The 26,180-nt window shown below is 63.5% G+C and carries 24 protein-coding genes; 12 read left to right on the top strand and 12 right to left on the bottom strand.

What is annotated here, in order from left to right; all coding sequences use genetic code 11:
- Positions 1–44: 44 nt before the first annotated feature.
- The 3 genes from OPC11_RS11220 to OPC11_RS11210 form a co-directional block, all read right to left on the bottom strand.
- Positions 45–761, bottom strand: a complete 717-nt coding sequence (locus tag OPC11_RS11220) for a thioredoxin domain-containing protein (protein WP_264781913.1) — start codon at positions 759–761, stop codon at positions 45–47.
- A gap of 126 nt (positions 762–887) precedes the next feature.
- Positions 888–2,699: a ribosome biogenesis/translation initiation ATPase RLI gene (locus OPC11_RS11215; protein ID WP_069449523.1), complete on the bottom strand. Its 1,812-nt coding sequence runs from the start codon at positions 2,697–2,699 to the stop codon at positions 888–890.
- A gap of 2 nt (positions 2,700–2,701) precedes the next feature.
- The gene (locus tag OPC11_RS11210) at positions 2,702–3,013 is read right to left on the bottom strand and encodes a hypothetical protein (RefSeq protein ID WP_026177831.1); all 312 of its coding nucleotides are present in this window, start codon (positions 3,011–3,013) and stop codon (positions 2,702–2,704) included.
- Between the two features lie 284 nt (positions 3,014–3,297).
- Between OPC11_RS11210 and OPC11_RS11205 the strand changes: the two genes are divergently transcribed.
- Positions 3,298–3,576 carry a winged helix-turn-helix domain-containing protein gene (locus tag OPC11_RS11205; protein WP_026177832.1) on the top strand — a complete coding sequence of 93 codons (279 nt, stop codon included), beginning with the start codon at positions 3,298–3,300 and terminating at the stop codon, positions 3,574–3,576.
- 86 nt (positions 3,577–3,662) lie between these two features.
- A complete protein-coding gene (locus OPC11_RS11200; protein ID WP_264781912.1) occupies positions 3,663–4,682 on the top strand; it encodes an NAD-dependent epimerase/dehydratase family protein in 1,020 nt (339 codons plus the stop codon).
- 33 nt (positions 4,683–4,715) lie between these two features.
- Here OPC11_RS11200 and OPC11_RS11195 read toward each other — a convergent pair whose 3' ends face one another.
- Positions 4,716–6,548: a PINc/VapC family ATPase gene (locus tag OPC11_RS11195; protein WP_007979915.1), complete on the bottom strand. Its 1,833-nt coding sequence runs from the start codon at positions 6,546–6,548 to the stop codon at positions 4,716–4,718.
- Between the two features lie 81 nt (positions 6,549–6,629).
- Here OPC11_RS11195 and OPC11_RS11190 point away from each other — a divergent pair, with 81 nt between their 5' ends.
- The 5 genes from OPC11_RS11190 (at position 6,630) to OPC11_RS11170 (ending at position 10,182) form a co-directional block, all read left to right on the top strand.
- A complete protein-coding gene (locus OPC11_RS11190) occupies positions 6,630–6,791 on the top strand; it encodes a hypothetical protein (protein WP_264781911.1) in 162 nt (53 codons plus the stop codon).
- A gap of 59 nt (positions 6,792–6,850) precedes the next feature.
- Positions 6,851–7,177 (top strand): hypothetical protein, encoded by a 327-nt coding sequence (locus OPC11_RS11185; RefSeq protein WP_007979912.1) that lies wholly within the window; start codon positions 6,851–6,853, stop codon positions 7,175–7,177.
- Between the two features lie 54 nt (positions 7,178–7,231).
- On the top strand, positions 7,232–7,492 hold the full coding sequence (locus tag OPC11_RS11180; protein ID WP_232423791.1) for a hypothetical protein: 261 nt from the start codon (positions 7,232–7,234) through the stop codon (positions 7,490–7,492).
- 24 nt (positions 7,493–7,516) lie between these two features.
- Positions 7,517–8,599: a M20/M25/M40 family metallo-hydrolase gene (locus OPC11_RS11175; protein WP_264781910.1), complete on the top strand. Its 1,083-nt coding sequence runs from the start codon at positions 7,517–7,519 to the stop codon at positions 8,597–8,599.
- A gap of 71 nt (positions 8,600–8,670) precedes the next feature.
- A complete protein-coding gene (locus OPC11_RS11170; protein ID WP_264781909.1) occupies positions 8,671–10,182 on the top strand; it encodes a carboxypeptidase M32 in 1,512 nt (503 codons plus the stop codon).
- 127 nt (positions 10,183–10,309) lie between these two features.
- Here the strand turns inward: OPC11_RS11170 and OPC11_RS11165 are convergent, their stop codons facing one another.
- The 4 genes from OPC11_RS11165 to uvrA all read right to left on the bottom strand — a co-directional run bounded on the left by OPC11_RS11165 (position 10,310) and on the right by uvrA (position 16,100).
- Positions 10,310–10,906: a peptidoglycan recognition family protein gene (locus tag OPC11_RS11165; RefSeq protein WP_254662845.1), complete on the bottom strand. Its 597-nt coding sequence runs from the start codon at positions 10,904–10,906 to the stop codon at positions 10,310–10,312.
- 309 nt (positions 10,907–11,215) lie between these two features.
- Positions 11,216–12,304, bottom strand: coding sequence for a geranylgeranyl reductase family protein (locus OPC11_RS11160; protein ID WP_264781908.1), 1,089 nt, complete (start codon positions 12,302–12,304; stop codon positions 11,216–11,218).
- 54 nt (positions 12,305–12,358) lie between these two features.
- Positions 12,359–12,904, bottom strand: a complete 546-nt coding sequence (locus tag OPC11_RS11155; RefSeq protein WP_007979899.1) for a hypothetical protein — start codon at positions 12,902–12,904, stop codon at positions 12,359–12,361.
- A 253-nt stretch (positions 12,905–13,157) separates the two neighbouring features.
- Positions 13,158–16,100: an excinuclease ABC subunit UvrA gene (gene uvrA, locus OPC11_RS11150; RefSeq protein WP_007979897.1), complete on the bottom strand. Its 2,943-nt coding sequence runs from the start codon at positions 16,098–16,100 to the stop codon at positions 13,158–13,160.
- A 188-nt stretch (positions 16,101–16,288) separates the two neighbouring features.
- On the opposite strand from uvrA, the gene OPC11_RS11145 reads away from it, so the two are divergent.
- Positions 16,289–18,178 (top strand): ABC transporter ATP-binding protein, encoded by a 1,890-nt coding sequence (locus tag OPC11_RS11145; protein WP_264782001.1) that lies wholly within the window; start codon positions 16,289–16,291, stop codon positions 18,176–18,178.
- A gap of 45 nt (positions 18,179–18,223) precedes the next feature.
- Positions 18,224–18,802 (top strand): LURP-one-related family protein, encoded by a 579-nt coding sequence (locus OPC11_RS11140; protein WP_264781907.1) that lies wholly within the window; start codon positions 18,224–18,226, stop codon positions 18,800–18,802.
- Between the two features lie 6 nt (positions 18,803–18,808).
- Here the strand turns inward: OPC11_RS11140 and OPC11_RS11135 are convergent, their stop codons facing one another.
- Positions 18,809–19,546, bottom strand: coding sequence for an SDR family oxidoreductase (locus tag OPC11_RS11135; RefSeq protein WP_264781906.1), 738 nt, complete (start codon positions 19,544–19,546; stop codon positions 18,809–18,811).
- Positions 19,547–19,651: 105 nt separating this feature from the next.
- On the opposite strand from OPC11_RS11135, the gene OPC11_RS11130 reads away from it, so the two are divergent.
- The gene (locus tag OPC11_RS11130) at positions 19,652–20,101 is read left to right on the top strand and encodes a universal stress protein (RefSeq protein WP_264781905.1); all 450 of its coding nucleotides are present in this window, start codon (positions 19,652–19,654) and stop codon (positions 20,099–20,101) included.
- Between the two features lie 34 nt (positions 20,102–20,135).
- Here the strand turns inward: OPC11_RS11130 and OPC11_RS11125 are convergent, their stop codons facing one another.
- A complete protein-coding gene (locus tag OPC11_RS11125; protein ID WP_007979886.1) occupies positions 20,136–20,528 on the bottom strand; it encodes a hypothetical protein in 393 nt (130 codons plus the stop codon).
- 130 nt (positions 20,529–20,658) lie between these two features.
- On the opposite strand from OPC11_RS11125, the gene OPC11_RS11120 reads away from it, so the two are divergent.
- Positions 20,659–21,636 carry an ROK family protein gene (locus OPC11_RS11120; protein WP_007979884.1) on the top strand — a complete coding sequence of 326 codons (978 nt, stop codon included), beginning with the start codon at positions 20,659–20,661 and terminating at the stop codon, positions 21,634–21,636.
- Between the two features lie 859 nt (positions 21,637–22,495).
- On the opposite strand, the gene OPC11_RS11115 is transcribed toward OPC11_RS11120, so the two are convergent.
- Positions 22,496–23,212 (bottom strand): DUF2103 domain-containing protein, encoded by a 717-nt coding sequence (locus OPC11_RS11115; RefSeq protein WP_264781904.1) that lies wholly within the window; start codon positions 23,210–23,212, stop codon positions 22,496–22,498.
- Between the two features lie 95 nt (positions 23,213–23,307).
- Between OPC11_RS11115 and OPC11_RS11110 the strand changes: the two genes are divergently transcribed.
- Positions 23,308–24,738, top strand: coding sequence for a hypothetical protein (locus tag OPC11_RS11110; protein WP_264781903.1), 1,431 nt, complete (start codon positions 23,308–23,310; stop codon positions 24,736–24,738).
- A 94-nt stretch (positions 24,739–24,832) separates the two neighbouring features.
- Here the strand turns inward: OPC11_RS11110 and truD are convergent, their stop codons facing one another.
- Positions 24,833–26,158, bottom strand: coding sequence for a tRNA pseudouridine(13) synthase TruD (truD, locus tag OPC11_RS11105; RefSeq protein ID WP_264781902.1), 1,326 nt, complete (start codon positions 26,156–26,158; stop codon positions 24,833–24,835).
- Positions 26,159–26,180 lie beyond the last annotated feature (22 nt).

Raw genomic sequence — 26,180 nt, 5'->3', positions numbered from 1 at the left:
AGTCGGAACTACGACGAGGGGGAAAAAAGCGATTCGGTTCTCGCTCACTTCGTCGCGGAATCAAGCCGTTTTCTCACTTCGTCCTTCTTGAGCGCGACGACGGCCTCGCCGTCGATGACCAGCATCGGCGTGCTGTTGACGCCCGCTCGCTGCGCCGCTGTGTCAGACTGGTGCAGGAGCGACTCGTACTCGTTCGACTCGATCTGGGTTTTGATCTCGTCCCGGCGTTTCACGCCCGCTTTCTCCATGAACGAGAGCAGTTTGTCCGTCGTCGCCCACTGTTTTTTCTCCGAGGGTTGGTGGGAGAACACGTACTCGTAGTACCCCCAGAACGACTGCGGGTCGACGTTCCACACCGCGAGTCCCGCTTCCGAGGCGCGCGGTGCGTCCGGCCCCAGAAACGGCTCGTCCCCGAAGTATCCGAGCGTTCGGAGTTCGATGTCGATTTCGCCCGGTTCGACGTACTCGCTCACTATCTCGCCCAGAAAGCCCGTGCTGAACTGCGCGCAGTACGGGCACTTCCAGTTGCTGAAATACCGTACCGTCGTGTCCGCCGTGCCCGTGCCCGCAATCGCGTACTCGTGTTCGCCAGGGTTCTTCGGAATCGGTGCGCTCGCAACGGGGTTCGAGTTCCCGTTCGTCGCGGACGTGGTTTCGTCGGTGGAGTCCCCGCCCGACGCACCGTCCTGATTGCCCCCGAGACAGCCACCGAGAACGGTTACGCCGGTCGTTGCGAGAAGTCGTCGCCGTGAGAGGACCATTTGATTACCGTTCGAACCTCTCGATTGAGAATCTTTCGTCCATTCCCGGGAGTCGATTACGGACCGGAAAGCCAGCCGTCACGAACGCTTCGCCCGAAATGGAACACTTCGACCGAAACGGACCGCTTAGCTGTAGTAATATTCGCCGTCGTTTTTCTGCTGGCGGTCGAGCTGACTGCCCGGCTTGTTGATGCGCGGCCGACCCACGTTCTCGTCGCGGCGGAACGTGATGTCGAGGTTGGCGAGGAAGTCGTTCATGCCGTCGCGCATTCCCTTCGGGCGTCCGGCGTGCCCGTGCTCCGCGGGTTCGCCGTCGAACACCATTAGGCGGTCCGAGAGCAGGTCTATCATGTACGTGTCGTGGTCGATGACCAACACCGTCGCGTCCTGAATCTCGGCGTAGCGGCGGATGGCGCGCGTCGCGCGGACGCGCTGTTCGACGTCGAGGTACGCCGACGGCTCGTCCAGCAGGTAGAGGTCGGCGGGCTTCGACAGGCAGGCCGCGATGGCGACTCGCTGGCGCTCGCCGCCGGAGAGGTCCGTGAGGTCCTGCTCCATGATGCGGTCGAGTTGGAGCGGTTGGGCAATTTCGGTATCCCAGTAGGACGTGCCCATGTCGTCGGTCAGCGACGAGAGGAAGACGTCCACGCGCATCGGCTGGTCGATTTCGATGTACTGCGGTTTGTACGAGATGTCGAGCGCGAAGTCCACGTCGCCCTCGTCCGGTTCGAGCCGTCCGGCGAGGAGCTTTGCGAACGTCGATTTCCCGATACCGTTCGGGCCGACGATGCCCAGCACTTCGTTCTCGTAAATCGTGCCGCCTTCGACGTCGAGCGAGAACTCGCCCTCGCCGTACGATTTTCTGAGGTCCGGGTACTCAACGAGCGGGTCGGCGGTGACCGTCTCCCGCGGGGCGTGTTCGTCGAACTCGATGGCGTTCGGACGAATCCGCATGTTCTCGTTGTTGAGGTACCCCTTGAGGTACTCGTTGATGCCGTTGCGCACCGATTTCGGCGTCGTGATGACACCGTACGCGCCGGGTTCGCCGTACGCGACGTGCAGGTTGTCGGCCACGAGGTCGAGGATGGCGAGGTCGTGTTCGACCACGAGCATGGAACGACCCTGCTCGTTCGCCATCTCCTGTAGCAGGCGGGCGACCGTGACCCGCTGGCTGATGTCGAGGTACGGCGTGATTTCGTCGAGGAAGTAGAAGTCGGCGTCCCGGGCGAGCGCCGCCGTCAGAGCGACGCGCTGGAGCTCACCGCCCGAGAGGCTGTCGATGTCCTGGTCCATCACGTGCTCGATTTCGAGCCGCTCGAGGAGGTCGTCGAGGACGCCGCGCTCGTCGGTTCGGGAGAGCAGGTCGGCGGTGCTTCCATCGAACTGGTCGGGAATCTTATCGACGTACTGCGGTTTTCGCGCGACTGTTACGTCGCCGTCGCGGACTTCGCTCAGGTAGTCCTGAAGCTCGGTTCCGCGGTAGCGGTCGAGGATGGTGTCCCATCCCGGCGGGTCGTCGAACTGGCCGAGGTTCGGCGCGAGTTCTCCCGCGAGAATTCGCACGGCCGTCGTTTTCCCGCTCCCGTTCGGTCCGAGAATCCCCGTGACCTGTCCCTCTTGGGGTACCGGCAGTCCGTAGAGCGAGAAGGCGTTTTCGCCGTAGCGGTGGACGGGGTCCTCCTGCAGCTCGCTCGGGAGGTTGATGATCTCGATGGCGTCGAACGGACACTTCTCGACGCAGATGCCGCAGGTTTCGCCGAGGCATATTTCCTCGCTGATGTGCACCTGGTCGGGCTGTCCCTCGGCGGTGTCCTCGCCACGGAGCGTGATACACTCCTTGCCCGTCCGGTTCGGCGGGCAGAAGTTCTTACACTCGTAGTTGCATCGGTCGGGGGAACACCGCTCGAGGTCCACGACCGCGATACTGTCGTCCGCCATGTTTAGAGGCTCACGTTGTTGATGAGGAGAATACCCCACGTGATGTACCAGAGCGAGAACGTCATGAACGCGACGAAGAGTGTGTCTTTGATTCCGTCCAACTCATAGCCCATGAGATACAATAGCGGGAGTTGGACGACCACGAACGCGAGCATGATGGTCAATCCCATCTGGTCTGTCGCCGCCGTCTCCGACGTCCCCACTATCATAGCGGAGGCGAACCCGGCAACGATGCCAGATATCGAAGCGAGCGACGTGACGGTGATGCTCCTGAGATGGGCCGCCCGTCGCTCTGATGCCTTTTCAGTCGCCATGAGTGGCAATCGGGTACCCGGCCTCAAAAGATGTTCGCTTGTCCATACCTCTTCTCGCCGTTCGAGATGCTCCCCGCGAACGCCGACCCGAATACTGACGGTGGGTGACTTTTGGGGCATGCGTGTGATACTGTACCAACGTCGGCACAGGGTGTCGTCGAAAACGCTCCGAGACCGGCTTCGTCATTCGAACTCGTCTTGCCGTAGCGGTGCCCTCGGAGCGTCTCCGTGCCATTGCGTCTCAATAGCTTTATCACGATGGCGTGTTTCGATTCGTAACGATGATGAGCCAGACCGAACGGGAGCAAATCGACGATCTCCCCCCAAGTGCCAAACTCGTTTTCAAGGTTCTCGAATACAAAGGGTCGCTCACCCAGAAGCAGATCGTGGACGAGTCGATGCTGTCCGCACGGACAGTCCGCTACGCGCTCGAACGACTCGAAGACATCGGCGTCGTGGACGAGGACATCTACTTCGCGGACGCGCGGCAGAACCTCTACGAAATCGACGTGCCGACCGAAGTGGAACCGGACCAGTGTGCGGACGCCCAGTGCGCGGAATAGTCGCGCCGTCTTTCTTTTCTGTCTCTCACAAAAGCCGCAGTGCCCGCTATCCACACCGCTTTGTGTTCCCGCGTGGATGACCGGATATGAACGTGTTCGTCATCGGCGGTACCGGACTCATCAGCACCGGAATCGTCGCTCGACTCGCCGACGACGGCGACACCGTGACGGTGTTCACGCGCGGGAATCACGACGAGGAACTGCCGGACGGAATCACGCACGTCGAAGGGGACCGACACGATACGGACGTCCTCGAAGCAGCGGTCGCGGACGCCGACCCCGACGCGATAGTGGACATGGTCTGTTTCTCGCCGGAAACGGCGCGTGAGACCGTCGATGCAGTCGCGCCCCACATCGACCAGTACGTCTTCTGTAGCACCGTCGATGTCTACCACCGCCCGCCAGAGCGCAACCCCATCACCGAGGACGCAGCTAGACACCCGAACGTGAGCGACTACGGCCGCAACAAGGCCGACGCCGAGGACGTGTTCATGGATGCCCACGAGGACGGGAGATTCGAGACGACCGTCATCCGCCCGTGGAGCACTTACGGCGAAGGCGGCGGCGTCCTCCACACCTTCGGCGACGACACGTACTACCTCGACCGCCTTCGGGCGGGAAAGCCCGTCGTCGTCCACGGCGACGGCACCTCGATTTGGGGGCCGTGCCACCGCGACGACGTGGCCCGCGCGTTCGTGAACGCCGTCGGCAACGAGGACGCCTTCGGCGAGGCCTACCACGTCACGAGCGAGGAGTTCATCACGTGGAACCAGTACCACCGCCGAGTCGCCAGCGCCATCGGCGCGCCCGAACCGGAACTCGTCCACGTCCCGACCGAGGTGCTGACCGCCGTCGCACCGGAACGAACCGCGATGCTCCGAGACCACTTCCAGTACGCGACGACGTTCGACAACCGCAAGGCGAAACGCGACCTCGATTTCGAGTACACGATAGACTTCGAGACGGGCGTCGCCCGGACGGTCGAATGGCTGGACGAGCGGGACCGAATCGACGACTGGGAGGAAGAACCGTTCGAGGACGCGCTCATCGAGGAGTGGCGGGCCGCCACGTCCGACGTGGTCGCGGAAATGGGGACGTATCGATAATCGAAAACCGAGAGACGACCGCGGTGTCGGCGGTTACGCCGACACGACCGTAATCTGCCGCTCCCGGTCGATGGCGTACTCCAGTTCCTCCGCGATGGCGCTGCCGCGGGAGACTTGAATGTCGCCGCCGCGGCCGACCGTCGCGGTGAACAGGTACTCGCCGTCGGCCTGCACTTCGACGGTTTCCCCGGCGTGACCGTCCAACGGGATGATGATGTGGCGGGAGGTGATTTCCGGCGTCACCACGTCGCCCTTCGGGGTCGTCGCCGTCGTGCCGACCGAGGACGGTTTCTCGTCGTGGGTGCGCACGTCGATGTCGATGCCGAGGCGGTTCTCGATGTCGTCGATTCGGCCGCCGCCCTTGCCGATGACGTAGGAGATGTCGTTTTCGTCCACGTAGACGACGGCCTTGTTCTGGCCCTGGAGGTCCACGTCGACGTGTCCGCGGGAGACGGACTGGATTTCGCGCTCGATTTCCTGTCGGGCGAGGCGCGAGACGCCGGTCTCCTTTTCGTCACCCTCCTCCAAAGGGACCGTGACGACCTGCCGGTTGAAGGTGTAGATTTCGTACTCCGGCGTTCCCGTCTCGAACTCCTCCACGAGGATGACGGGGCGGGCGAGGTCCTCCTCGGTCATGCCCGCGGGCACCTTGACCTGCGTCCGCACGTCGTAGACCTTCTCTATCTGTCCGGCCTCGATGTAGACGACGGTATCGACGATTTGCGGAATCATGCCGAGTTCGACCCGGCCGATGAGTCGCTGGAGCGCGTCGATGGGCCGCGTGGCGTGGACGACGCCGACCATGCCGACACCGGCGAGGCGCATGTCGGCGAACACCTCGAAGTCGTTCGTCTTGCGCACCTCGTCGTAGATGGTGTAGTCGGGGCGAACCATCAGCAGGGAGTCCGCCGTCTTCTCCATCTCGCCGGCCAGTTCGGTGTACTGGGTGACTTCCGGGCCGACCTGCAAGTCGCGGGGTTTCTCCATCGTCTTCACGGCGAAGTCGTTGTCCGCGAGGAACTCCGCGACGGCTTGCGCGAAGGTGGACTTCCCGGCACCGGGTGCGCCGGAGATGAGGACGCCGCGCTGGCGTTCGAGGAGTCGCCCGCGGAGTTCGTCCGCGTGCTCGTAGTCGTCCAACGAGGTCTTGACGATGGGTCGGACCGCGGTTATCTCCCACGCGTCGGCGAACGGCGGTTCCGCGATGGCGATGCGGTAATCGCGGAACTGGACGATGGTCATGCCGGGTTCGTCGATTTCGATGAACCCGTCGTGGCTCTGTTTCGCGCTCTGGATTATCTCCTGGGCGTACTCCTTCAACTGCTCGTCCGTCGAGGGGTCGTCGCGGATTCGCTGATAGTGCATCTCGCCGATTTCGCCGCGCTTCGCCATCGGCGGGACCCGCGACCGGAGGTGGACGCTCATCGTCTGCTCGTCGAAGAAGTCCTCGATGCTGAGTCGCCCCACGTCCTCCGTTTTCGGCGCGATGTACTCGACCTCCAATCCCTTGGCTTTCGCCACCTCGCTCTGCACGAGGTCGCTGGTGACGAACGTGGCGTCGTGTTCGTCCGCCAGTTCGCGGATGAGCGCGTCGATTTCTCCGCGGTGGGCGTAACCCTGTTCTTCGGGTCCGGGGCGCACCCCGACGTAATCGAGGTCGATGTCGCCAGCGTCCGCGAGGTCCGCGAGCCGCTGGAGTTCGGACAGTCCGTCCCACCCGCTCTCCTCTCCTTTGTTCGCCTGCGATTCGAGTTCGCTGACGACGGCCTCGGGGATGAGAACCGTCGCCCCGGCGAAGTCGCCGTCATCGACTCGTTGGGAAATGCGGCCATCGACGACGGCGCTCGTGTCCGGCACTACGTTCATGGCTGTCGGTTCGTGTGGTAGCCTGATAAGGGTTTCAGCGTGTGGGTCATCCTTTTGCCCCTCGGTGACGTACGACGGTCGATGCGCCACGCCCACATCGTGCTCACCGTCGACGAAGAGACTCGGGACCGAATCGAGGCCGACCTCGCGGACGAAACCGTCGACGAGTGGCTGCTGGACGCCATCGAGCGAAAACTCGACCGATACGACGAATACGAGTTCGTCGACGACTGCGCCATCTGAGCGGGTCCTTGCGAGTTCAGGCAGTAGGATTAGGGGAATGTTTTCCCAAACACTGGTAGATGTTGCCATTCGAATTCAGGGATTCCCCGGACTCGTCGAACCTCGACAGCGTGTTCGAAACCTTCTCCGACGACCAACGCCGCCAATTGCTGTGCCATCTCTCCGAATCGTCGGACGGGACCGCGACGGTCGACGAACTTCGAGACGTGCTCGATGGGGATTCGCGCCGGACCGAAACGCGTCTTCGACACGTCCACCTTCCGCACCTCGAATCGCTTTCGCTCGTCGAATACGACGAGCGGAGCGAGACGGTTCGGTATCGGGAGACCCCGCTTCTCGAGGAGCTATTGGACTGCTGTTTCGAACACCGAACGCCGCAAGCGTGAGACGGGACACTTCGGGCCAGCATCGATTTGTTTTCGGATGCCATCGTCCCGACCATGGCACGAGAACTCGACGAGATTCGGATGGATTTGGATTCGGTCGCCGACGACGCTTCGCCGGACGTCGCCGGAGAAATCCGGTCGATTCGGAAGGGGCTGACCAACATCCCGGAGGACAAGGAGGCGAGACGGACGCAATTCCGCGAGACGGAAGACAGGATTTCGGAAATCGAGCATCAAGCCGACAGGTCGGTCGCCGAACGGTTGCACACGCTGCAGGAGGACATCCACGTTCTTGCCGAGGACGTTGGATATTAACCCCCTCGCCGAACTGGAAGGTGCATGGACGAACTGGTCGAACTGACCCGTGACCTGGTTTCGATTCCGAGTCACGAGGACGAGACGGCGGCGGGGGATTTTATCGAAGAATGGCTTCGCTCCGAGACTGACGCGGACGTAACGCGGGACGACATCGGGAACGTCATCGCACGAAAACCGGCCACAGACGGCGACTCCGATACCTCTCTCGCCTTGGTCGGCCACCACGACGTCGTGCCCCCGGACGACTCGCAAGTGGATGGTGAAGAGTACGTGGTCGAGGAGCGCGACGGACGACTGTACGGCCGCGGCGCGGCGGACATGAAGGGTGCCGTGGCCGCGTCGATGCTCGCGTTCCGCGACGCCGACCCGTCATGTGACCTCGTGTTCGCCAGTTTCGTCGCCGAGGAGTTGGGCGGCGACGGCGCGCGTCACGCCATCGAGGGCGGCTTTTCGCCCGACTGCGCTATCGTCGCCGAAGGGTCAACGAACTACTCGGGGCCGGACGTCACGGACGTCGTTGTCGCCCACCGCGGACGGCGGGCGAGCACCGTCACGGCGCACGGAACCGCCGCGCACGCGAGCGAACCGGAAGCAGGAGTGAACGCCATCTACCGCGCCAGCGACGCCGTGGACGTCGTTCGGGACTGCGACGTCCCGACCGTCTCCGTGTTGGGCAACGACCTCTCGGGGAGCGTCGTCGCCACCGAAATCCACGGCGGGAGCGCGTGGAACGTCATCCCGGACACGTGCGAGATAACCATCGACGAGCGAACCGTCCCCGGCGAGCGCGCCGACCTCGACGCCGTGGAGGACATCGAAGGCGTCGAGTGGACCGTCGAACAGGACTTGCCGCCGATGGAGTGCGACGACCCCGACTTCGCGGACGCGGTGCTGGCCGCCGCCCGCGACGCGCAGGACGGCGACCCGGAACAGGTGACGAAACCCCACGCGACGGACGCCGGATGGCTGGCACAAGCGGGCGTCACGTGCGTCGTTTGCGGAGCTTCGGAACCCGGCGAGGCACACACGAAAGACGAGAGCGTCGGCATCGGCGTGCTGGAACGCTGCTACCGGATTTATCGGACCACGGCGGAGCGACTATAACGAACCGAGCCGCCGACCTATTTCGTACCGAAACCCATTCATTGATAATCGGTGACAGCAAACACCCGGTGATGGCAACTGAAGCCACCGCGGAAAACACCACGTACGAGGAGTTTCTCGGGAAAGTAAAACGGATTTCGAACGTCCAGAACGCCGCCGGAATTCTCGGCTGGGACCAAGAAGTCGTGATGCCCGAGGGTGGCACCCCCGCGCGGTCACAACAGCGGTCGGCCCTGTCGGCTATTTCGCACGAACTGCTCACCGACGACGAGATGGGTGAGCTGTTGGACGAACTGGAGAGCGAGGACTTGGACGACGAGCAGGCCGCCGTCGTCCGCGAGGTCCGACGCGAGTACGAGCGGGCGACCCGCGTCCCCGGCGAGTTGGTCGAGGAGATTTCGCGCACCACGTCCGAGGCGCTGCCGAAGTGGAAGAAGGCGCGCGAGGAGGACGACTTCTCGATTTTCGCCCCGACGCTCGAAAAACTGGTCGAGTTGGAGCGCGAGTACGCCGACCACATCGACCCGGACAAGGACCCCTACGAGGTCCTGTTCGAGGAGTACGAACCCTATCTCGGCATCGACACCGCCGAGGAGACGCTGGCCGAACTCCGCGACGAACTCGTCCCGCTCATCGAGGACGTCCGCGAGAGCGACGTCGAACTCGCCACGCCGTTCGAGGGCACCTACGACGCCGAGACGCAGGAGGAACTCTCGCGCGACGTGCTCGACACGCTCGGCTACGACTGGGACCGCGGCCGTCTCGACACCGCGCCGCACCCGTTCTCCAGCGGGACGCAGTTCGACGCCCGCGTGACGACGCGCTTCGACGAGAGCGACCCGCTCGGCGCGCTGATGAGCACCGTTCACGAGTTCGGTCACGCGACCTATACGCAGGGCCTGCCTGACGAGCAGTACGGCACGCCGCTCGGCCAAGCCCGCGACCTAACGGTCCACGAGTCCCAGTCCCGCGTCTGGGAGAACAACGTCGGTCGCTCGCGCGCCTTCTGGGAGAACTTCCTCCCGCTCGTCAAGGAGCGCTTCTCGGACGTCGAGGACGTCTCCGTCGAGGAGATGTACGAGGCCGCGAACGAGGTCTACGAAGATAACCTCATCCGCGTCGAGGCGGATGAACTGACCTACCACATGCACATCGTGGTGCGCTTCGAAATCGAGAAGGCGCTCATCCGCGGCGAAATCGAAGTGGACGAGGTGCCGGAACTCTGGAACGACAAGTACGAGGAGTACCTCGGCGTCCGTCCCGACACCGACGCCGACGGCTGCCTGCAGGACATCCACTGGAGCCACGGTAGCTTCGGTTACTTCCCGACCTACTCGCTCGGCAGCGTCCTCGCCGCCCAACTGTACGCGAAAGCCAACGAGGACATCGACGACCTCGACGGCCAGATTCGCGCGGGCGAGTTCGACGACTTCCACGACTGGCTCACCGAGAACATCCACGAGTACGGCTGTCTGTACACCACGGACGACCTCATCGAACACGCGACGGGCGAGTCGTTCACCGCCGAGTACTTCCTCGACTACGTGACCGAGAAGTACGGCGCGCTGTACGACCTCGAATAGGCGCGAAACCTTCTTTCCGTAACAATGGGTCGAGACTGATCTTTCTCCCGTCGTCGTTCGACCCCTCCCGCGGCTACTTCGCGTCCGTTTCGAAGCCGTCGCAAAATAATGCGGTTCGCTCCCTGTCTCAGTACGAGTTCACGAGGTCGATGTAGTAGTCCCAGTCCCAGTTGCTGCCGGGGTCGGTGTGACTGCTGGCCGGAACCTGCTCGTGGCCGATGATGCCGCCGTTGGCCGGGTTCGCCGCGTCGCTCGGGACGCTCGTCGGGTGCTGTTTCGGAATGCCGTACTGGTCACAGAGCCAACTGGCCAGTTTGGCCGACGCACGGTACTGAGCGTCCTCGTAGGTTCCGCTGACGTAGCCGCCGTGTTCGATGCCGACGGAGTACTGGTTGTAGTCCCAATCCCCGGCGTGCCACGCGATGTTGATGTCACTGACGCTCTGGTACTTGTAGCCGCTCTCGGAGACGGTGTAGTGGGCGCTGACGTCCGCGTCGGGGTTCTGGAACCAGCTGACCGCACCGCTGGCCGACCCCTGAACGGTGTGGATGATGACCCAATCGATTTCTGCCGCACCGCGGTTCGCTGCCGTGTAGTTGCTCGAATCCGCCACTTCCCAATCGACCGTCGGTTTGGCCGCGGCGGTTCCGCTGAACGCGGCCGCACCGAGACCTGCTGTTCCTGCCACTCCGATCGTCTTGAGTAGGTTACGTCTGGATGTCATGGTCCAATTAAACCTTACAAACTCTGATTTAAAATATTTTTCTAGAAATTTAATCAATTAATTATCTGTTGAATCGATAGATAGGACTGAAAATGGGCTAGCTCGCTCGACGTCACGCGTTGGAAACCGCTGTCGAGACCGTTCGGTCGATTCCGGTCTGCGCAGCGTGCGTCGTCCGGGACGGGCGTGGGGATGGCGGTGGTGCGCCGCTTCGAACGCGGAACGATGGGTCGGGCTATATCCCGAAACAGAGCGGGACGATGACCGCAGGTTCGGAACGGTGTCACACACCGTCGGGATAGTCCGACCCTACGACGAGCGCGAGAGGAGTTTCCGGAGGTGGTCCGTCGAGAAGAACGAGGTCGGTTTGTCCATGTGAACGCCGATTTCGCCCTCCATCGCCGTGAGTCCCACCTTCTGGACGGGTGTCGGGAGGGAGTACGCTCGGCGGACCCAGTGGCCCAGTCGAATCTCGTTTTTCAACTCCCCGCGCCACGCGCGCTCGTAGTCGGCGAGCGTGGCGGGGTCGTCGGGGTCCACGGTTTCGACGGCGTGGTCCGCCGCGGTCATGCCGTAGAGGATGCCGCCGCCGGTGAAGGGCTTCGTCTGTGCGGCGGCGTCCCCGATGAGGAAACCGCGGTGGGCGGTGACGCTCCGTGCCGGGCCGATGGGAATCATCCCGGCACAGAAATTCTCGGTTTCGACGCCGTAATCGGCCGTAAACCGGTCGAACAGCTCGCGGGCGTTCTCACCCGGCGGTGCGGCCAGTCCGTACTCGACACCGGCCGTCCCGCGGGGGATTCGCCACGCGAAGAATCGCGGCGCGGTGAGGTGGACGTCCACGAAATTACCGTTGTGCGTGTCGGTCGTGAACCCGAGTACGCCCTGCAGTTTCTCGCCCGGTTCCGGCAGGTGGAGTTCCCGACGGACGCGCGAGACGGGACCGTCACAGCCGACGACCATCTTCCCGCGAAACGTCTCGGTTCCGTCGGGCGTGTTGGCGGTGACGTCCACGTACTCGCCGTGTTCGTCCACGTCCGAGACGCTGTGTCCTTCGCGCAAATCGGCTCCAGCGTCCTCCGCGGCGCGCGCGAGCGTCCGGTCGAGTCCCACCCGGTCGATGACGTTCGAGATAACCTCGTCTTTGTAGAAGGGATGTTCGGGGGACCGCGGGCCGTCGATGTGGAAGCGCGCGCCGTAGACTTCGTTCTGGAGGAGGTCGTCACGGGCACCCTCGGGGGTGAACTTCCAGATATCGGTACTGACGTGACCGGAGCACGCGAGCGGCGTTCCCACCTGCCCGCGTTCGAGAACGAGAACGTCGTGTCCCGCGTCCGCGGCCCGTCGCGCGAACCGCGACCCGGCGGGACCGGCACCGACCACCACGAAATCGTACATTATCGTCGGTTGTTCGCCGCGGGGCAAAATAGCTTCTTTCTCGGGTCGGGGTCGCTACCGCGCCGATGGTGGTCGTTCTCCCGTCCCGAGTTGCCGACGTCGGAGGTAATGAACGAGCGCGGAGAGCGCGAACGCGGCGACGATGAGGACGCCCCAAATCTTGTCGGGGATGGCCGAAAACGGCGGAATACCGAGGAAGTCGGCGAAGACGAGAATCGCGCTCACGATGGCGAGACCGAGGTAATACCGAATCCACGGGAACTCGTCCTGTGGCCGCAAGTATCCCTCCAATTGCGCGGCGTTGTCGGAGAGTTCGACGATGCCGCGGCTCTGGTTGTACTCTACGATACCCGCATCCGAGAGCTTCGGGAGATGTGTCTGGTACAGCGAGGTGTACACCGACTTGCGCTCGTTCGCGGACAGGCCCTCGACCGTGGTGTCGTTCTCCCACGCGGCGACCTGTTCGGCAAGCTCGCTCAGTTCCACCGGCCGGCCCTGCTGCTTGAGGTAGTGGAGCGTGTACCGTCGTCGTCTATTTTTCAGAACGTCGAAGATGAGATCTTCGGACAGTTCTTGAGGGGTTCCATCAGTCGAACTCATGCCACCGGAGAGTCGCAATCGGTTGTTTCGGCTATGCCACCGCCACCCGGACGTAACACGAGTGCGAAGTTACCGCGGACGACACTTTGTTATCCAGTGCTTAGCTGCCTGTAGTTTTCAAACTAATTACGATAACCGGGCTTAAGCGGCCGATTCTCCCGGGTAAGCCCGCCATTCCGCTTCGAAAAATCGTTCCGTATCTCGCTCGAGAACAGTTGCATCCCGGTTTGCGAGCGGTCTCGCGCGCCGGTCCTCAATCGTCCATCGCCGCGGGTGCGGGTCTGTCCGCACGGGGCCCGTCGAGTTCGACGTGCGGGAGTTTATCGCGGAGATACTGCCCCGTGTAGGAGTCGTCGGCGCGCGCGATCTCCTCCGGCGTTCCGGTGGCGACGATTTCGCCGCCCTTCTCGCCGCCCTCGGGACCGAGGTCGATAACGTGGTCCGCGTTCTTCACGAGGTCGAGTTCGTGTTCGATGACGGCGATGGTGTTGCCCTTGTCCGTCAGTCGCTGGAGCACCGAGACGAGTTTGCGCTCGTCCTCGTGATGCAGGCCGGTCGTCGGTTCGTCCAGCAGGTACAGCGTCTCGCCCGTGTCCTTCTTGCCGAGTTCCTCGGCGAGTTTGATGCGCTGGGCTTCCCCGCCGGAGAGGGTCGTGGACGGCTGACCGAGTTTCATGTAGTCCAGTCCCACGTCCTTCAGCAGTTTCAGCCGCCGACGGATGCGCGAGTCGTGCTCGAAGAAGTCGTGGGCCTCCTCGACGGACATGTCGAGCACGTCCGCGATGGTCGCGCCGCGGTAGGTCACGTCCAGCGTCTCGTCGTTGTAGCGCGCGCCGTCACACTCCTCGCACGGAACGTACACGTCCGAGAGGAAGTTCATCTCGATTTTGACGGTGCCCTGCCCGCCACACTCCTCACAGCGCCCGCCCTTGACGTTGAACGAGAAGCGACCCTTCTCGTAGCCGCGCTGTTTGGCGAGTTTCGTCTCGGCGAACGATTTGCGGACGTAATCGAACACGCCCGTGTAGGTCGCGGGGTTCGACCGCGGCGTCCGACCGATTGGCGACTGGTCGATGAGTCGCACCTTCTCGATGTTCTCCATCCCCTCGATGGCGTCGTGCTCGCCGGGGTCCACCGAGGTGTTGTCGTTCATCTCGCGGGCCAGTCCCTTGTAGAGGATGTCGTGCATCAGCGTGGATTTGCCCGACCCGGACACGCCCGTGATGGCCGTGAACTTCCCGACCGGAATCTCCACGTCGAGGTCCTTGAGGTTGTGCTGGCGCGCTCCTCGAACCGTGAGATGTGCGTCGCTCTCCCGACGCTCCTCGGGCACGGGAATTTCCTTTCGTCCGGCGAGGTAGTCGCCCGTGATGCTCTCCTCGTGGGCCATCACGTCCTCCACGTCGCCCTGCACGACGACTTCGCCGCCGCGTCTGCCGGGGCCGGGACCGATGTCGATAACGTTGTCCGCCCGGCGCATCGTCTCCTCGTCGTGTTCGACGACGATGAGGGTGTTGCCCAAGTCGCGGAGTTCACACAGCGTGTTCAGCAGGCGGTCGTTGTCGCGCTGGTGAAGACCGATGGAGGGTTCGTCCAGCACGTAGAGGACACCGACCAGTCCCGATCCGATTTGGGTCGCAAGTCGAATCCGCTGACTCTCCCCGCCCGAGAGCGTCGAGGCCTCCCGGTCGAGCGTGAGATACTGCAGGCCGACCTCCTCCATGAAGCCGAGTCGCGCGCGAATCTCCTTGAGAATCTCCTCGGCGATGCGGTTCTGGCGGTCGGTCAGGTTCGCTTCGAGGTTTTCGAAGTGCTCCAGTGCGTCCCCGATGGACATCCGGTTGACTTCGGAAATCGACGTGCCGTCGACGTACACCGAGCGACTTTCGGGGCGGAGTCGCGTGCCGTCACAGGCCGGACACTCGGTTACGGCCATGTAGTCCTCGATGTGGCCGCGCGCCCGGTCGCTGTCAGTTTCGACGTAGCGTCGTTCGAGGTTCGGGATGACGCCCTCGAACGGTTCCTCCTTCCGGCGGATGCCGTTCTTCGTGTTCCACTTGAACAGCACGTCCTCGTCGGTTCCGTAGAGGAATCCCTGTCGAACCTCCTCGCTGAGGTCCTCGAACGGCGTCGTCAACTCCACGCCGAAGTGTTCGGCGACGGAATCGAGTTGGCGGCGGTAGTACGTCCGCTGGTAACTCCACGGCTCGAAGACGTGTTTGAGCTGTTTCGACGGGTCCTCCACGACGAGGTCCTCGTCTATCTCCTTCGTCTCGCCGATACCCTCACACTCGGGACACGCGCCGTGCGGACTGTTGAACGAGAAGCTCCGCGTCTCGATTTCGCGGAAGTCGATGCCGCAACTCGTGCAGGCCAACTCCTCGGAGAACTCCACGACGAGTCGGTCGTCGCCGTCCCCGGCCAAGTCGCCCGTCGAACGGGATTCGGACCCGAGATTCGCGTCTTCGGGTGCGTTCGGGACGATGAGTTTCATCACGCCTTCGGCCTCCTCCAGCGCGGTCTCCACGCTGTCGTTGATGCGGCTTCGGGCCTCCTCGCTGACCTTCACGCGGTCCACGATGACGTCGATGGTGTGGTCGTAGTTCTTGTCGAGGTCCGGCCGGTCGAGCGTCAAATCGAACTCCTCGCCGTCCACTTCGACGCGCGAGTAGCCGTCCGAAACGAGGTCGTCGAACAGGTCTGCGAACGCGCCCTTCTGGTCGCGGACGACCGGCGCGGCGATTTTCGCCTTGGTCCCTTCGGGCAAATCGAGCACCCGACGAACCATGTTCTGGGCGCTCTGTTCGCCGACCTCTCGTCCACACTGCGGACAGTGCGGCGTGCCGACGCGAGCGTAGAGCAGTCGCAAGTAGTCGTGCAGTTCCGTCACGGTACCGACCGTCGAACGCGGGTTGTTCGCCGCGTTCTTCTGGTCGATGGAGATGGCGGGCGACAGGCCTTCGACGTTCTCGACCTGCGGTTTGTCCATCTGCCCGAGGAAGTTCCGGGCGTAGGCCGACAGGCTCTCGATGTAGCGTCGCTGTCCCTCAGCGTACACCGTCTCGAAGGCGAGCGAGGACTTCCCCGACCCGGACAGGCCGGTGACGACGTTGAACTCCTCGCGCGGAATCTTCACATCGAGGTCTTTGAGGTTGTGCTCCTCGGCCCCCCGCACTTCGATGTAGTCCTTGCTCATCTATACTCAGACAGCGACTGGACGAGGGTATGCCTATCGGTTGGGAATGCAAGCGGAGTGAAAGTGAAGCGTGAGGAGACGGAACCGGGAGCCGAGACGGACCACCGAACGGGACATATTCGTTCGGTCCTTACCGAACGTAAGTGCCATCGAACACAGCGATACCGGAGGAAGCGGAACGGCACACGATGTGGCGACTCTTCGCCGAGTACGGCCGCGGCTACTGGCCGCAGTTCGTCGCGGGGTTCGTCGGGACGATACTCGGACGCCTCTCGGGTCTCCTGCCGCCGGTCATCCTCGGTATCGCCATCGACTCCATCTTCCTGAACGAACAGGCGTTCCACATTCGATTCATTCCGGCGGCGTGGACGCCGACGACGCCGAGCGGCCAGCTTTGGCTCTCCATCGGTATCGTCCTCGCCTCGTTCCTCGTCGGGGCGGCGTTCTCGTGGCTGGAAGGCTGGGGCTGGAACGCGTTCGCACAGGGAGTCCAGCACAGGCTCCGCGTGGACACCTACGACAGGATGCAACTGCTCGACATGAACTTCTTCGACGGCAAGCAGACGGGCGAGTTGATGTCCATCCTGAACAACGACGTGAACCAGTTGGAGACGTTTCTGAACGACGGGCTGAGTTCGGCGCTCCGAATCGGCGTCCTCATCGTCGGCATCGGCGGCATTCTGTTCACCCTCAATCCGGCGCTCGCGCTGGTGGCGCTGCTGCCGGTGCCCGTCCTCGCGGCGTTCACGTACCTGTTCGTCAGAACCATCCAGCCGAAGTACGCCGCGATGCGGGCGAGCGTCGGCGCGCTCAACTCCCGACTGGAGAACAACCTCGGCGGCATCCGCGTCATCAAGTCCGAAACCGCGGAGGACTACGAATCCGGCAGAATCGAGGAGGCGTCCGGCGACTACTACGACGCGAACTGGGACGCCATCACGACCCGAATCACCTTCTTCCCCGGCCTGAGCCTCCTGACCGGCATCGGCTACGCCGTCACCTTCGCAGTCGGCGGTTTTTGGCTGCTATCGGGCGCGCCGGGGCCGCTCACCGGCGCGCTCGAACCCGGCGTGTTCGTCACCTTCGTCATCCTGAGCCAGCAGTTCATCTGGCCCATGGCGCAGTTCGGACAGATAATCAATATCTACCAGCGCGCCGAGGCGTCGAGCGACCGGGTGTACTCGCTGATGAACGAACGGGGAACGCTGGACGAGAGCGCCGACGCGCCGGATTTGGTGGTCACGGACGGCACCGTCGAGTACGACGACGTGGGATTCGGCTACGACGAGGAGCAAGTCGTCTCGAACATCGACTTGCGTGCCGGACGCGGCGACACGCTGGCGCTCGTCGGTCCGACCGGGGCCGGGAAATCCACCGTCCTCAAACTCCTGCTCCGCATGTACGACGTTGACGAGGGGGCCATCCGCATCGACGGTACCGACATCCGCGACGTGAACCTCCGCAGTTTGCGGCGGGCGGTCGGTCACGTCAGTCAGGAACCGTTCCTGTTCTACGGGACGGTCAAGGAGAACATCGCCTACGGGACGTTCGACGCGACGGACGACGAAATCGAAGCGGCCGCGAAAGCCGCCGAAGCGCACGAGTTCATCGTCAATCTGCCCGACGGCTACGACACCAAGGTCGGCGAGCGCGGCGTGAAACTCTCGGGCGGTCAGCGCCAGCGACTCTCCATCGCGCGGACGGTTCTGAAGGACCCCGACATCCTCGTCCTCGACGAGGCGACGAGCCACGTCGATACCGAAACCGAAGCCCTCATCCAGCGAAGCCTCGCCTCGCTCGTGGACGAGAAGACCACGTTCGCCATCGCCCACCGCCTCTCGACTATCAAGGATGCGGACGAAATCGTCGTCTTGGACGAGGGCGAGATAGTCGAACGCGGCACTCACGACGAACTGCTGGCGTTCGAGGGCCTGTACGCGAACCTCTGGCACGTGCAGGCTGGCGAAATCGAAGCCCTTCCGCGGGAGTTCATCGAGCGGGCGATTCGACGGCGGGCGGAAATCGAAGACGACGATGTCGAGGGAACGGAGGCACAGGCGGACGGCGGAGAGCGATAGCCTCGCCCCCATATTTAAATACAATAACACGACAAGCTGTGAACAATGGAACCTCCAACGCAGCGCGACATCGGCGGCGTCGTTCTCGACGACGACACGTACACGGTCAAACAGAGCCACTTCCGGAACAAGTACAAGGTGTACGATTCCGCCGGAAACCTCGTCCTGAAGTCGAAACAGAAGCTGTTCAAGATGAAAGAGGAGTTCCCGTTTTACGACGCCGACGGGAACGTCGTCTTTCGGGTGAAGGCGAAGAACGTCTTCGATGTCGCCGGTGATTACGTCCTCGTGGACGAACGCTCTGGCGACCCCGTTTTAGTACTCAACAAGAACTTCACCTTCTTCCACCACCGCTGGACGATACAACTCCCGGACGGAACCGAACTCGCGGAAGTCGCCTCCAGAAGTGCGGTCCTCGAAGCGCTGCGGTCACTCATCGACGTCCTCTCGTTCCTCCCGCACAAGTACTCCATCACCTCGCCCGAGGGAGATTCCATCGGCGAAATCCAGGGCCATTTCTCGCTCCGCGATAAGTACGACGTTCGCATCCACGACACGGGGTCGATACCGAAAACGGCGCTCGTCGCGGGAGCGATAGCCATCGACGCGCTGGAAGGGAACTGACCGGACTCAGACCTTCTCCGGCAACCAACCGCCGTCCACTTCGACGTTCACGCCGCTCAGGTAGTCGCTGTCTTCGTCCACGAAGAAGCGCAGCGCCTGCCCCATGTCCTCGAACTTCGCCGGTTCGCCGCGAGGCAGGTCGTCGGGGAATACCTCCGAGTTTTCGACCACGTAGGGCGAAATCGCGTTGACGGTCACGCCGTCCGCTTGGGTGTCCGCGGCGAGCATCCGGGTGAACATCAGGACGCCCGCCTTGGCGATGAAGTACGGGGCGTTCTTCGGGTTGATGAGTCCCTTCTCCGCGCTGGCGTAGCCGACGTTGACGATTCGACCGAATCCCGCCTCGCGCATCTCCGGGAGCGCCCGCTTCGAACAGAGGTAGGTTCCGTTGATGTTGCCGTCGAGCACGGCGTTCCATCGGTCGAACGAGATGTCTTCCCAGTGGTCGGGAGCGAACGGGCCGACGTTGTTCACCAGCACGTCCACGCTTCCGAGTTCGGACTCGACGGTCGAAAAGAGGGCGTCCACTTCGTCCGGGTCGGTGACGTTCCCCTGCACGGTCGTCGCTTCGACGCCGTTCTCCCGTGCGGTCTCGGCGACGTCCCGCGCCTCGTCCGCACTCGAATGGTAGTGAACGGCCACGTCGGCCCCGCAGTCGGCGAGCGAGAGGAGGAGTTCCCGCCCGACGCCCTTCGAACTTCCCGTGACCAGCGCGACTCGTCCGTCCAGTTTCGGCGTTATCATACGGTCCGCTTCGCGGCGGAGTCCCAACTATCTTGACATCCCGATTATCTCGATTTTGAGTGAATCTCCCCCTATATTTAATATTCTCCATGGAGAGGTGCTACCATGGCAATAGAGACGATTCTTCTCGCGGTAGGACCGGGCGACGCGGACCGAACCGGGCGACTCGCAGACGCCGTTATCGACGTGGCCGGACCGACCGGCGCGACGGTCGTTTTGGCACACGTCTTCACCGACGACGAGTTCGACGACGTCGTGGACCAACTCGACTATGACCCCGCCGGGGCACCCAACTCGGACGAGGTGGCGGCGCGACACGCGACGATTCGCTCGCTTTCGGACGCGCTGGACGCCGAGGACATCGGCTACTCGGTCCGGGGCGCAATCGGCGAGCACGGCGAAACCATCGTCGAACTCGCCGAGGACGTGAACGCCGATAGCGTCTTCGTCGGCGGCCGCAAGCGCTCACCGACCGGGAAGGCCGTTTTCGGCAGCACCGCACAGGAAGTGATGCTTTCCGCTCCCTGCCCCGTGACGTTCGTCCGCGAGGACTGAACCCCCGCAATCGGACGTCGCGCTTTTTTGTCTCTCACTCCTCCGCGCGTTCCTGCCAGCGTCGTTGGATTCGTCGTTCGCGGATGTGTCGCTCCCCGTCGGCGACTTCCTCTCGCGTCGTGCGTTCGAACGCCTCGATGTTGCGGAGGAACTCCGTTTCGAACGATTCGACCAACTCGTAGGTCCACCGGTCGCCGCCGAGGACGCCGCACGGGAGGATTTCGTCGCGGATGTGGTCCGCGAGGTCGTCGTGCCCGGCGTCCCGGAGGTGGGTTTCGGCCTCGCTGAAGTGCTCCATCGCGTGGCCGGTGGCGTGATGGAACTGGACGAGGTAGCCGTGTCCCTTCCGGAGCCCTTCGATACCCAGTTCGAGTTCGTGGAGCGCGGATTCCGTTTCGTCGTCGATGGCCGGGAGGTCGTCCGCCATGTCCTGATTAACGCCGTCGAACCAGTTAACTCCGACAGGCGACCGTTCGAACCTCTCGCCCCGTCGAAAGAAACTCGACGGCGAGTAAATGCCTGTAGTTAAGTGGGACGGACGACGTTTGTTCACCTGAATGGCCTACTACGCGGGTGTAGACCTGGGGGCGACCAACGTCAGGGCGGCGGTTGCCGACGAAGGCGGCAACGTCGTCAGCACGTACGACCGCGGTACGCCACAGGGACCGACCGGCATCGCGGTTACTGAAGCAGTGCTCGAATGCATTCGTGGGGCGTGTTCGAACGCGACCATCGACCCCAGTGAGATTCGGGCGGCAGGCATCGGCAGCATCGGCCCGTTGGACCTCGCGGAGGGTGCGGTCGATAACCCGGCGAACCTGCCGGACACCATCGACCGAATCCCCCTGACGGGACCGGTGGGGAAACTCATCCACAGCGAGCGCGTGACCCTCCACAACGACACCAACGCGGGCGCTATCGGACAGCGGTTCTACAGCGACCGCAACCCCGACGACATGGTGTACATCACGATTTCGAGCGGTATCGGCGCGGGCGTCACCGTGGACGGCAACGTCCTCACCGGCTGGGACGGCAACGCGGGCGAAGTGGGGCACATGATAGTCGACCCACACGGCAGGCGAACCTGTGGCTGTGGCAAGGAGGGCCACTGGGAGGCCTACTGTTCCGGCAACAACATCCCGGAGTACGCCCGGATGCTCGCCGAGGAGGACGAAACCGTATCGACCGCACTCCCGCTCGACGACCCCGATTTCTCCGCGAAAGACGTGTTCGAGAACGCCGGTATCGACCCCTTCGCCGACCACGTTATCGAACAACTCGCCCACTGGAACACGGTCGGCGTGGCGAACGTCGTCCAAGCCTACGCGCCGCTGGTCGTCTACCTCGGCGGTGCCGTCGTGCTCAACAACGAGGAACTCGTCGTCGACCCGATTCGGGAGCGCGTCGGCAACCACCTGCTGAACAATCAGCCGGACGTCCAGCTCACGACGCTCGGCGATGAAGTCGTGTTGAAAGGTGCAATCGCGAGCGCGCTGACCGACGGTACCGGCGACGAAACACGTCTCGCCGACTGATTTTCGAGAGGAAGCTATTCGAGGGTACGGCTTATTCTGATCTCTATGCGAGTGCGACTGCCGTGGCTTCGTCTTCGACAGTTCTCTTGAGATACGTTGGTTGTGTCGAGATGCGTTGGTCGTTTTTTCTCTACGAGTGCAAGAGGCGTTGGCTGTAACTGCTCTACGAGTACAGACGTCAATGAGACCGCCACCGCACAGCATCAGCCACTCCCTCCCCAACCGATTCCTCCCATCGTCGCGCTGCTCCTCGGTCGTCATCCCTCACGTGATACTCAGACAGGTTCGTGGCCGACCGCTGACCACGAACCTGCTGGCGCACGCGCCACAGCGGCTATGGGTATCCGTGCATTCGAATTTCCGTCGTGGCGCGCGCTGACGAGGCGACGCGGCCACTCTCGGCCGCGTCGCCTCGTTACAGTTCGCGCGAGGGATGAGCGAAGCGAATCGGTTGGGGAGGATGTGGCTGATGCGGTGGCGGTATCGTGGGTGGAATGAAAGGGGCCGCCCGCTCGCGCTTGTCGTGGTCGTTTCGGCGACCTCTCTCGACGAGGCACGCGGTTTGTGCCGAGTCGAGATGTCGGCGAGCGGGTCACGCGAACGCAGTGAGTGTGAGCACGGAAGTCGCATGCCCGCACAGGGAGCGTGCGACCGAGCAGGACCGTCTTCCGGTGCCGCGAGCGTGGCGGGGGCTTTCAAGGCCGTCTCTCCGGTGGTCGTGATTCAGTTACTCTCGGCTATCACACGTAGCGAGCGTGGCGAGGGCTTTCGAAGTCCGCGTTTCAGTAATCTCGGTCACAGTCTCGGAAGCAAAACCATTTCGTACCGAGCGTTCGGAGGGATTCCCTGCCCTTCCCCGTCACCGAAAGCCGCTCTCTTGGAGGGCCTCGTTCAGGTCCTCCCGAATCCGCTCGCCGAGGTCGCGGTCCATGGCGGTGGTGACGACGCGGTTTTCCTGCACGCTGGACCCGTCGCGGAGGAGGAGTCGGACGTTCCCGTTCTCGTCGGCGCGGGTGGCCTTGGCGCGGACGCCGGAGTCGGAACTCGCACCCCCCGCGTTGATCGGGCCGGGGATGATTTTCTTGACGTGCGGGTGGCAGGCGACCTCACGAATCACGCGCATGCCGTCGCGGTTGCCGATGAGGGTTGTGTGCGTTCCGCCGATTTTCTCAGCCGGGTCGAGGTCCACGACTTCGAGCGAGCGCTCGCCGCGCCGCGCCAGCACCTCCTCGACGGGCTTCTCGTCGCCGACGCGGTAGAAGTCGTAGTGGAGTTGGGCGCGGACGGCGCGAATCACGTCGCGGGCGCCCGCCGCGTACACGTCCTCGGGGTGTTTCCGTCGCACTTCGTCGGCGATGCGTCCCGCGAAGTTACGGAGTTCGACGACCTCGGTTTCGCCCTCCTCGGGCGTGGTGCTGACGCCCGTCTTCCCGACCACGGTTTCGTCGCGGAGCATCGTGATGTCGGCGTGGTCGCGGGTCACGGCGAGGACGACGGAATCGGCGTTCTGCGTTCGACAGACGAGGCAGTAGTCGCCCGGGCGTTCGAGCGAGGACGCACACTGCCGACAGTTCATGCGCGTTCTTTCCCAATCGCGGCGTTTAACCTCGGCGTTTCGACGATGTGTTCGGTGAGGGAAAGAAAAATATCGGATGAAAGACAACTGTGGATATGCGTTTCCGAACGACCCTCTCCAAGCGGTCACTCTCCGCCCGGCGTTTACTCTTCTCCCTCACCGCTCGGCGCTCACTCCTCTCCCTTTTCGTCCTCCTGTCGATTCTCACGATGGTTGTGGCGACGCCCGCTTCGAGTAGGCCACCGCCGGAGCCGTTCTGTGGCCCGTGCGGGGGTAGTTTCACCGAAGGAGCACACCAGTACGCCGAAACCCTCGGCGTCGAAAACGTGACGTTCGACGTCGAGCGCACCACTGCCACGATTCGGGTCCACGACAACGGCACCGCGACGTGGACGGTGAAAAACCGGCTTGCGAGCGAGGAAGCGGCGCGGTACTTCCGCGAGAACGGATGGGTGCTCGACGAAATCGCCGAGAACGCTGCTCCCGATTCTCCCCTCGACCCCGAACCGTTCCTCGACGCTCGCGTCGTCGGCGCGAAGACGGTCGTCCTTCGGTATCGGACGACCGCCGCCGCGACTGCCCCGGGCGGCGTCGTCCGGTTCGACGGCTTCCGACACGCACGGGAGGGGTCGATTTCGGGACTCGGTGCCGACCGACTGATGGTCGTCGGGCCGCCCGGAACCGTCGTCACCCGCGCGCCGCGAGGGGCGAGCGTGGACGGCAATTCCTTCTCCCTGACCGCCTTCCGCGACACCGGAGACGGCCCGTTCGTCGCGTTCGCGCGGTCGGGCGGGAGTGCCGGTGAGGCGTGGAGTTTCGTGGCCGTCACGCTACCGCTGTCCGGTGACATCGCGTTCAACCTTCTCTTCGACGTTCTCCTCCCGGCGAGCGTCCTGTTCGCGCTCCTCGTCGGCTTCGTTCGACTCGGCGGTCGGGAGGAAAGTCGAAACGAACGGACGCCTCGTCTGGTCGCGGGTATCGTCAGCGTTCTCGGCGTTCTCGCGTTGTTCGTCGGAACCCTCCGATTGAACCACACCGTCTCGGGCTACTCGATGGGCATCGTCGTGGCCGGTGGGACCTACGCCGTCCTCGGGTTGCTGGCGTTCAGCCACGTCCGGCCGACGTTTTACCGTACGGTGGCCGCCGTCCTCCTCGCGTGGGTGGTCGGTCTCTGCGTGGCGATGCTGGCGGCCGTCGCCGTCGATTCGGCCGTCGCCGCTCGGCTCTTCGCCTCCAATCCGTACGCGATACGCAAATTCCTGTTCGCGGCGTTTTCGGTCCTTCTGGCGTCGTTCATGACCGCGGTCGGCTACGCCGCCGCTGTTCGTCGCTACAGGCGAGTGGCCCTCGGGATTCCGCCCGTCACGTTCGCCGTCGTACTCGCCCTGACGATACCGGTCACACGGGTCAGAGGTCCGAACGACTTCCTGTTCTCCGTTTTCTTGCTCGTGTACCTCCTCGTCTTCGTCGCGCTGGTCGGACTCCCGGCGTTCCTGCTCGGACGCACGATTCCGAACGGACGGTAGGCTCGGGGATGGTATGGTCGAGTAAATAGGGCGATAGAGCACGCGAGGTGGAGTCAAAGAAGGGAGCGTCGAGGCATAGGCGGCCCGCGGTCGCCTATCCCATATCGAGGGGATTCGCTTTCAGGAACTCCCGGAGGAAGACGGTGGCGTACGACCCGGAGGGGAGCGAAAATTCGAACGAGAGCGGGTCGTGGGAGAGCGAAAAGTCGCTTCCGAGCAGTATCGCGCGGCGGGTGCCGGTCGAGTGGAACTCGCCCGGGAGGTTGAAATCGTGCGGTTCGAGGTCGAGGTCGTCGAGGATTTCGCGTTCGATGTCTCCCTGCTCCCCCTCGGCGAGTTCCGTCTCGGTGCCGACCAGCGGCGCGGTGACGAACGCCCGGCCCCGCCGACAGTGGCGCTCGATGGTTCGGACGCGCTTTTCGCTCACGGTCTGCTGGCGGTCCATGTCGGGAACGGTGAAGCCGTCTACCTCCTCCGCGAAACACACCACGTCGCCCGCAACCGGCTCGTCGAACGGAAGCCCGCGCTGAAGCCGCTCGCTCAGGATGCGGTTGAACACGTACGACTGGGCGGCATTGACGAGCAACCGTTGGAGGTTCGTCGGGAGCGATTCGAGCGCGTCCCGGAAGTCCTCGGGGTCGGTACCGCCGTTTTCGACGAGGCGGTGGGCCATCGAGCGCTCGAACCCGAGTCGTCCCGGCAGGGCATCGAGCACGGCGTCCCAGTCCGGCGCAAGGTTCTCGACCCGCTCGCGGGCCTCCCGCGTGTCCTCCGGTTCCGTCTCGAACGGGTTGCCGACGTAGGCCATCACCGCCTCCTCCCACTCCTCGCGGACGACGTGCAGGCCGACCTCGTGCGTCACCGGCCGGAGACTGCCGAACCGTTGCTGGCCGAAGAAGTTGGGAACCGCGAGCGCCCCGTCCCCGCCGGCGAACGCGCGCAGTTGGGCCGCGATTTCGTCCGCGTTCTCCGGGTGGTCGGGATTCGAGACGGTGATTTCGAACTCGTTGCCCACGAGGTCGCCGAACAGGAGTTCCCGCCCCGCGCGGCCGACCGGTTCGAGTTCGGCGGCGCGCATCTCCGGCAGATCGTCCGGCTCGACCTTTCGGAGGCTGAACAGTTGGGTCGTCACCGCGCGCTTGTCCTTCGTCCCGGCCCACGACACCCGCTCGCGGCTGATTCCGAGCGCGCTGGAGAGGCTCCGGGCGAAGTCGTTCGTATCCCACCCGTGGAGCGTCGCGCGGAGTATCAGATACGGGTACGAGCCGGGGTCCGCGTCGAGCGGGTCGGCGTCGAATCGTTCTATCTCTCTCACTCGGAAGTCCTCGTTCGTCTCCCGAAGGGTTCCCCCCACGCCGTCCTCGTCGCTGACGTAATACTCCATGCCGACCGCGGTCTCGATGGGATGTGCCTCGCGCATTCGTCCGGACCTTACGTCCGAA

The sequence above is a fragment of the Haladaptatus sp. T7 genome, from assembly GCF_026008575.1.
Classification (GTDB): Archaea; Halobacteriota; Halobacteria; order Halobacteriales; family Haladaptataceae; genus Haladaptatus; species Haladaptatus paucihalophilus.
This window is presented reverse-complemented; position numbering and strand designations above follow the sequence as displayed.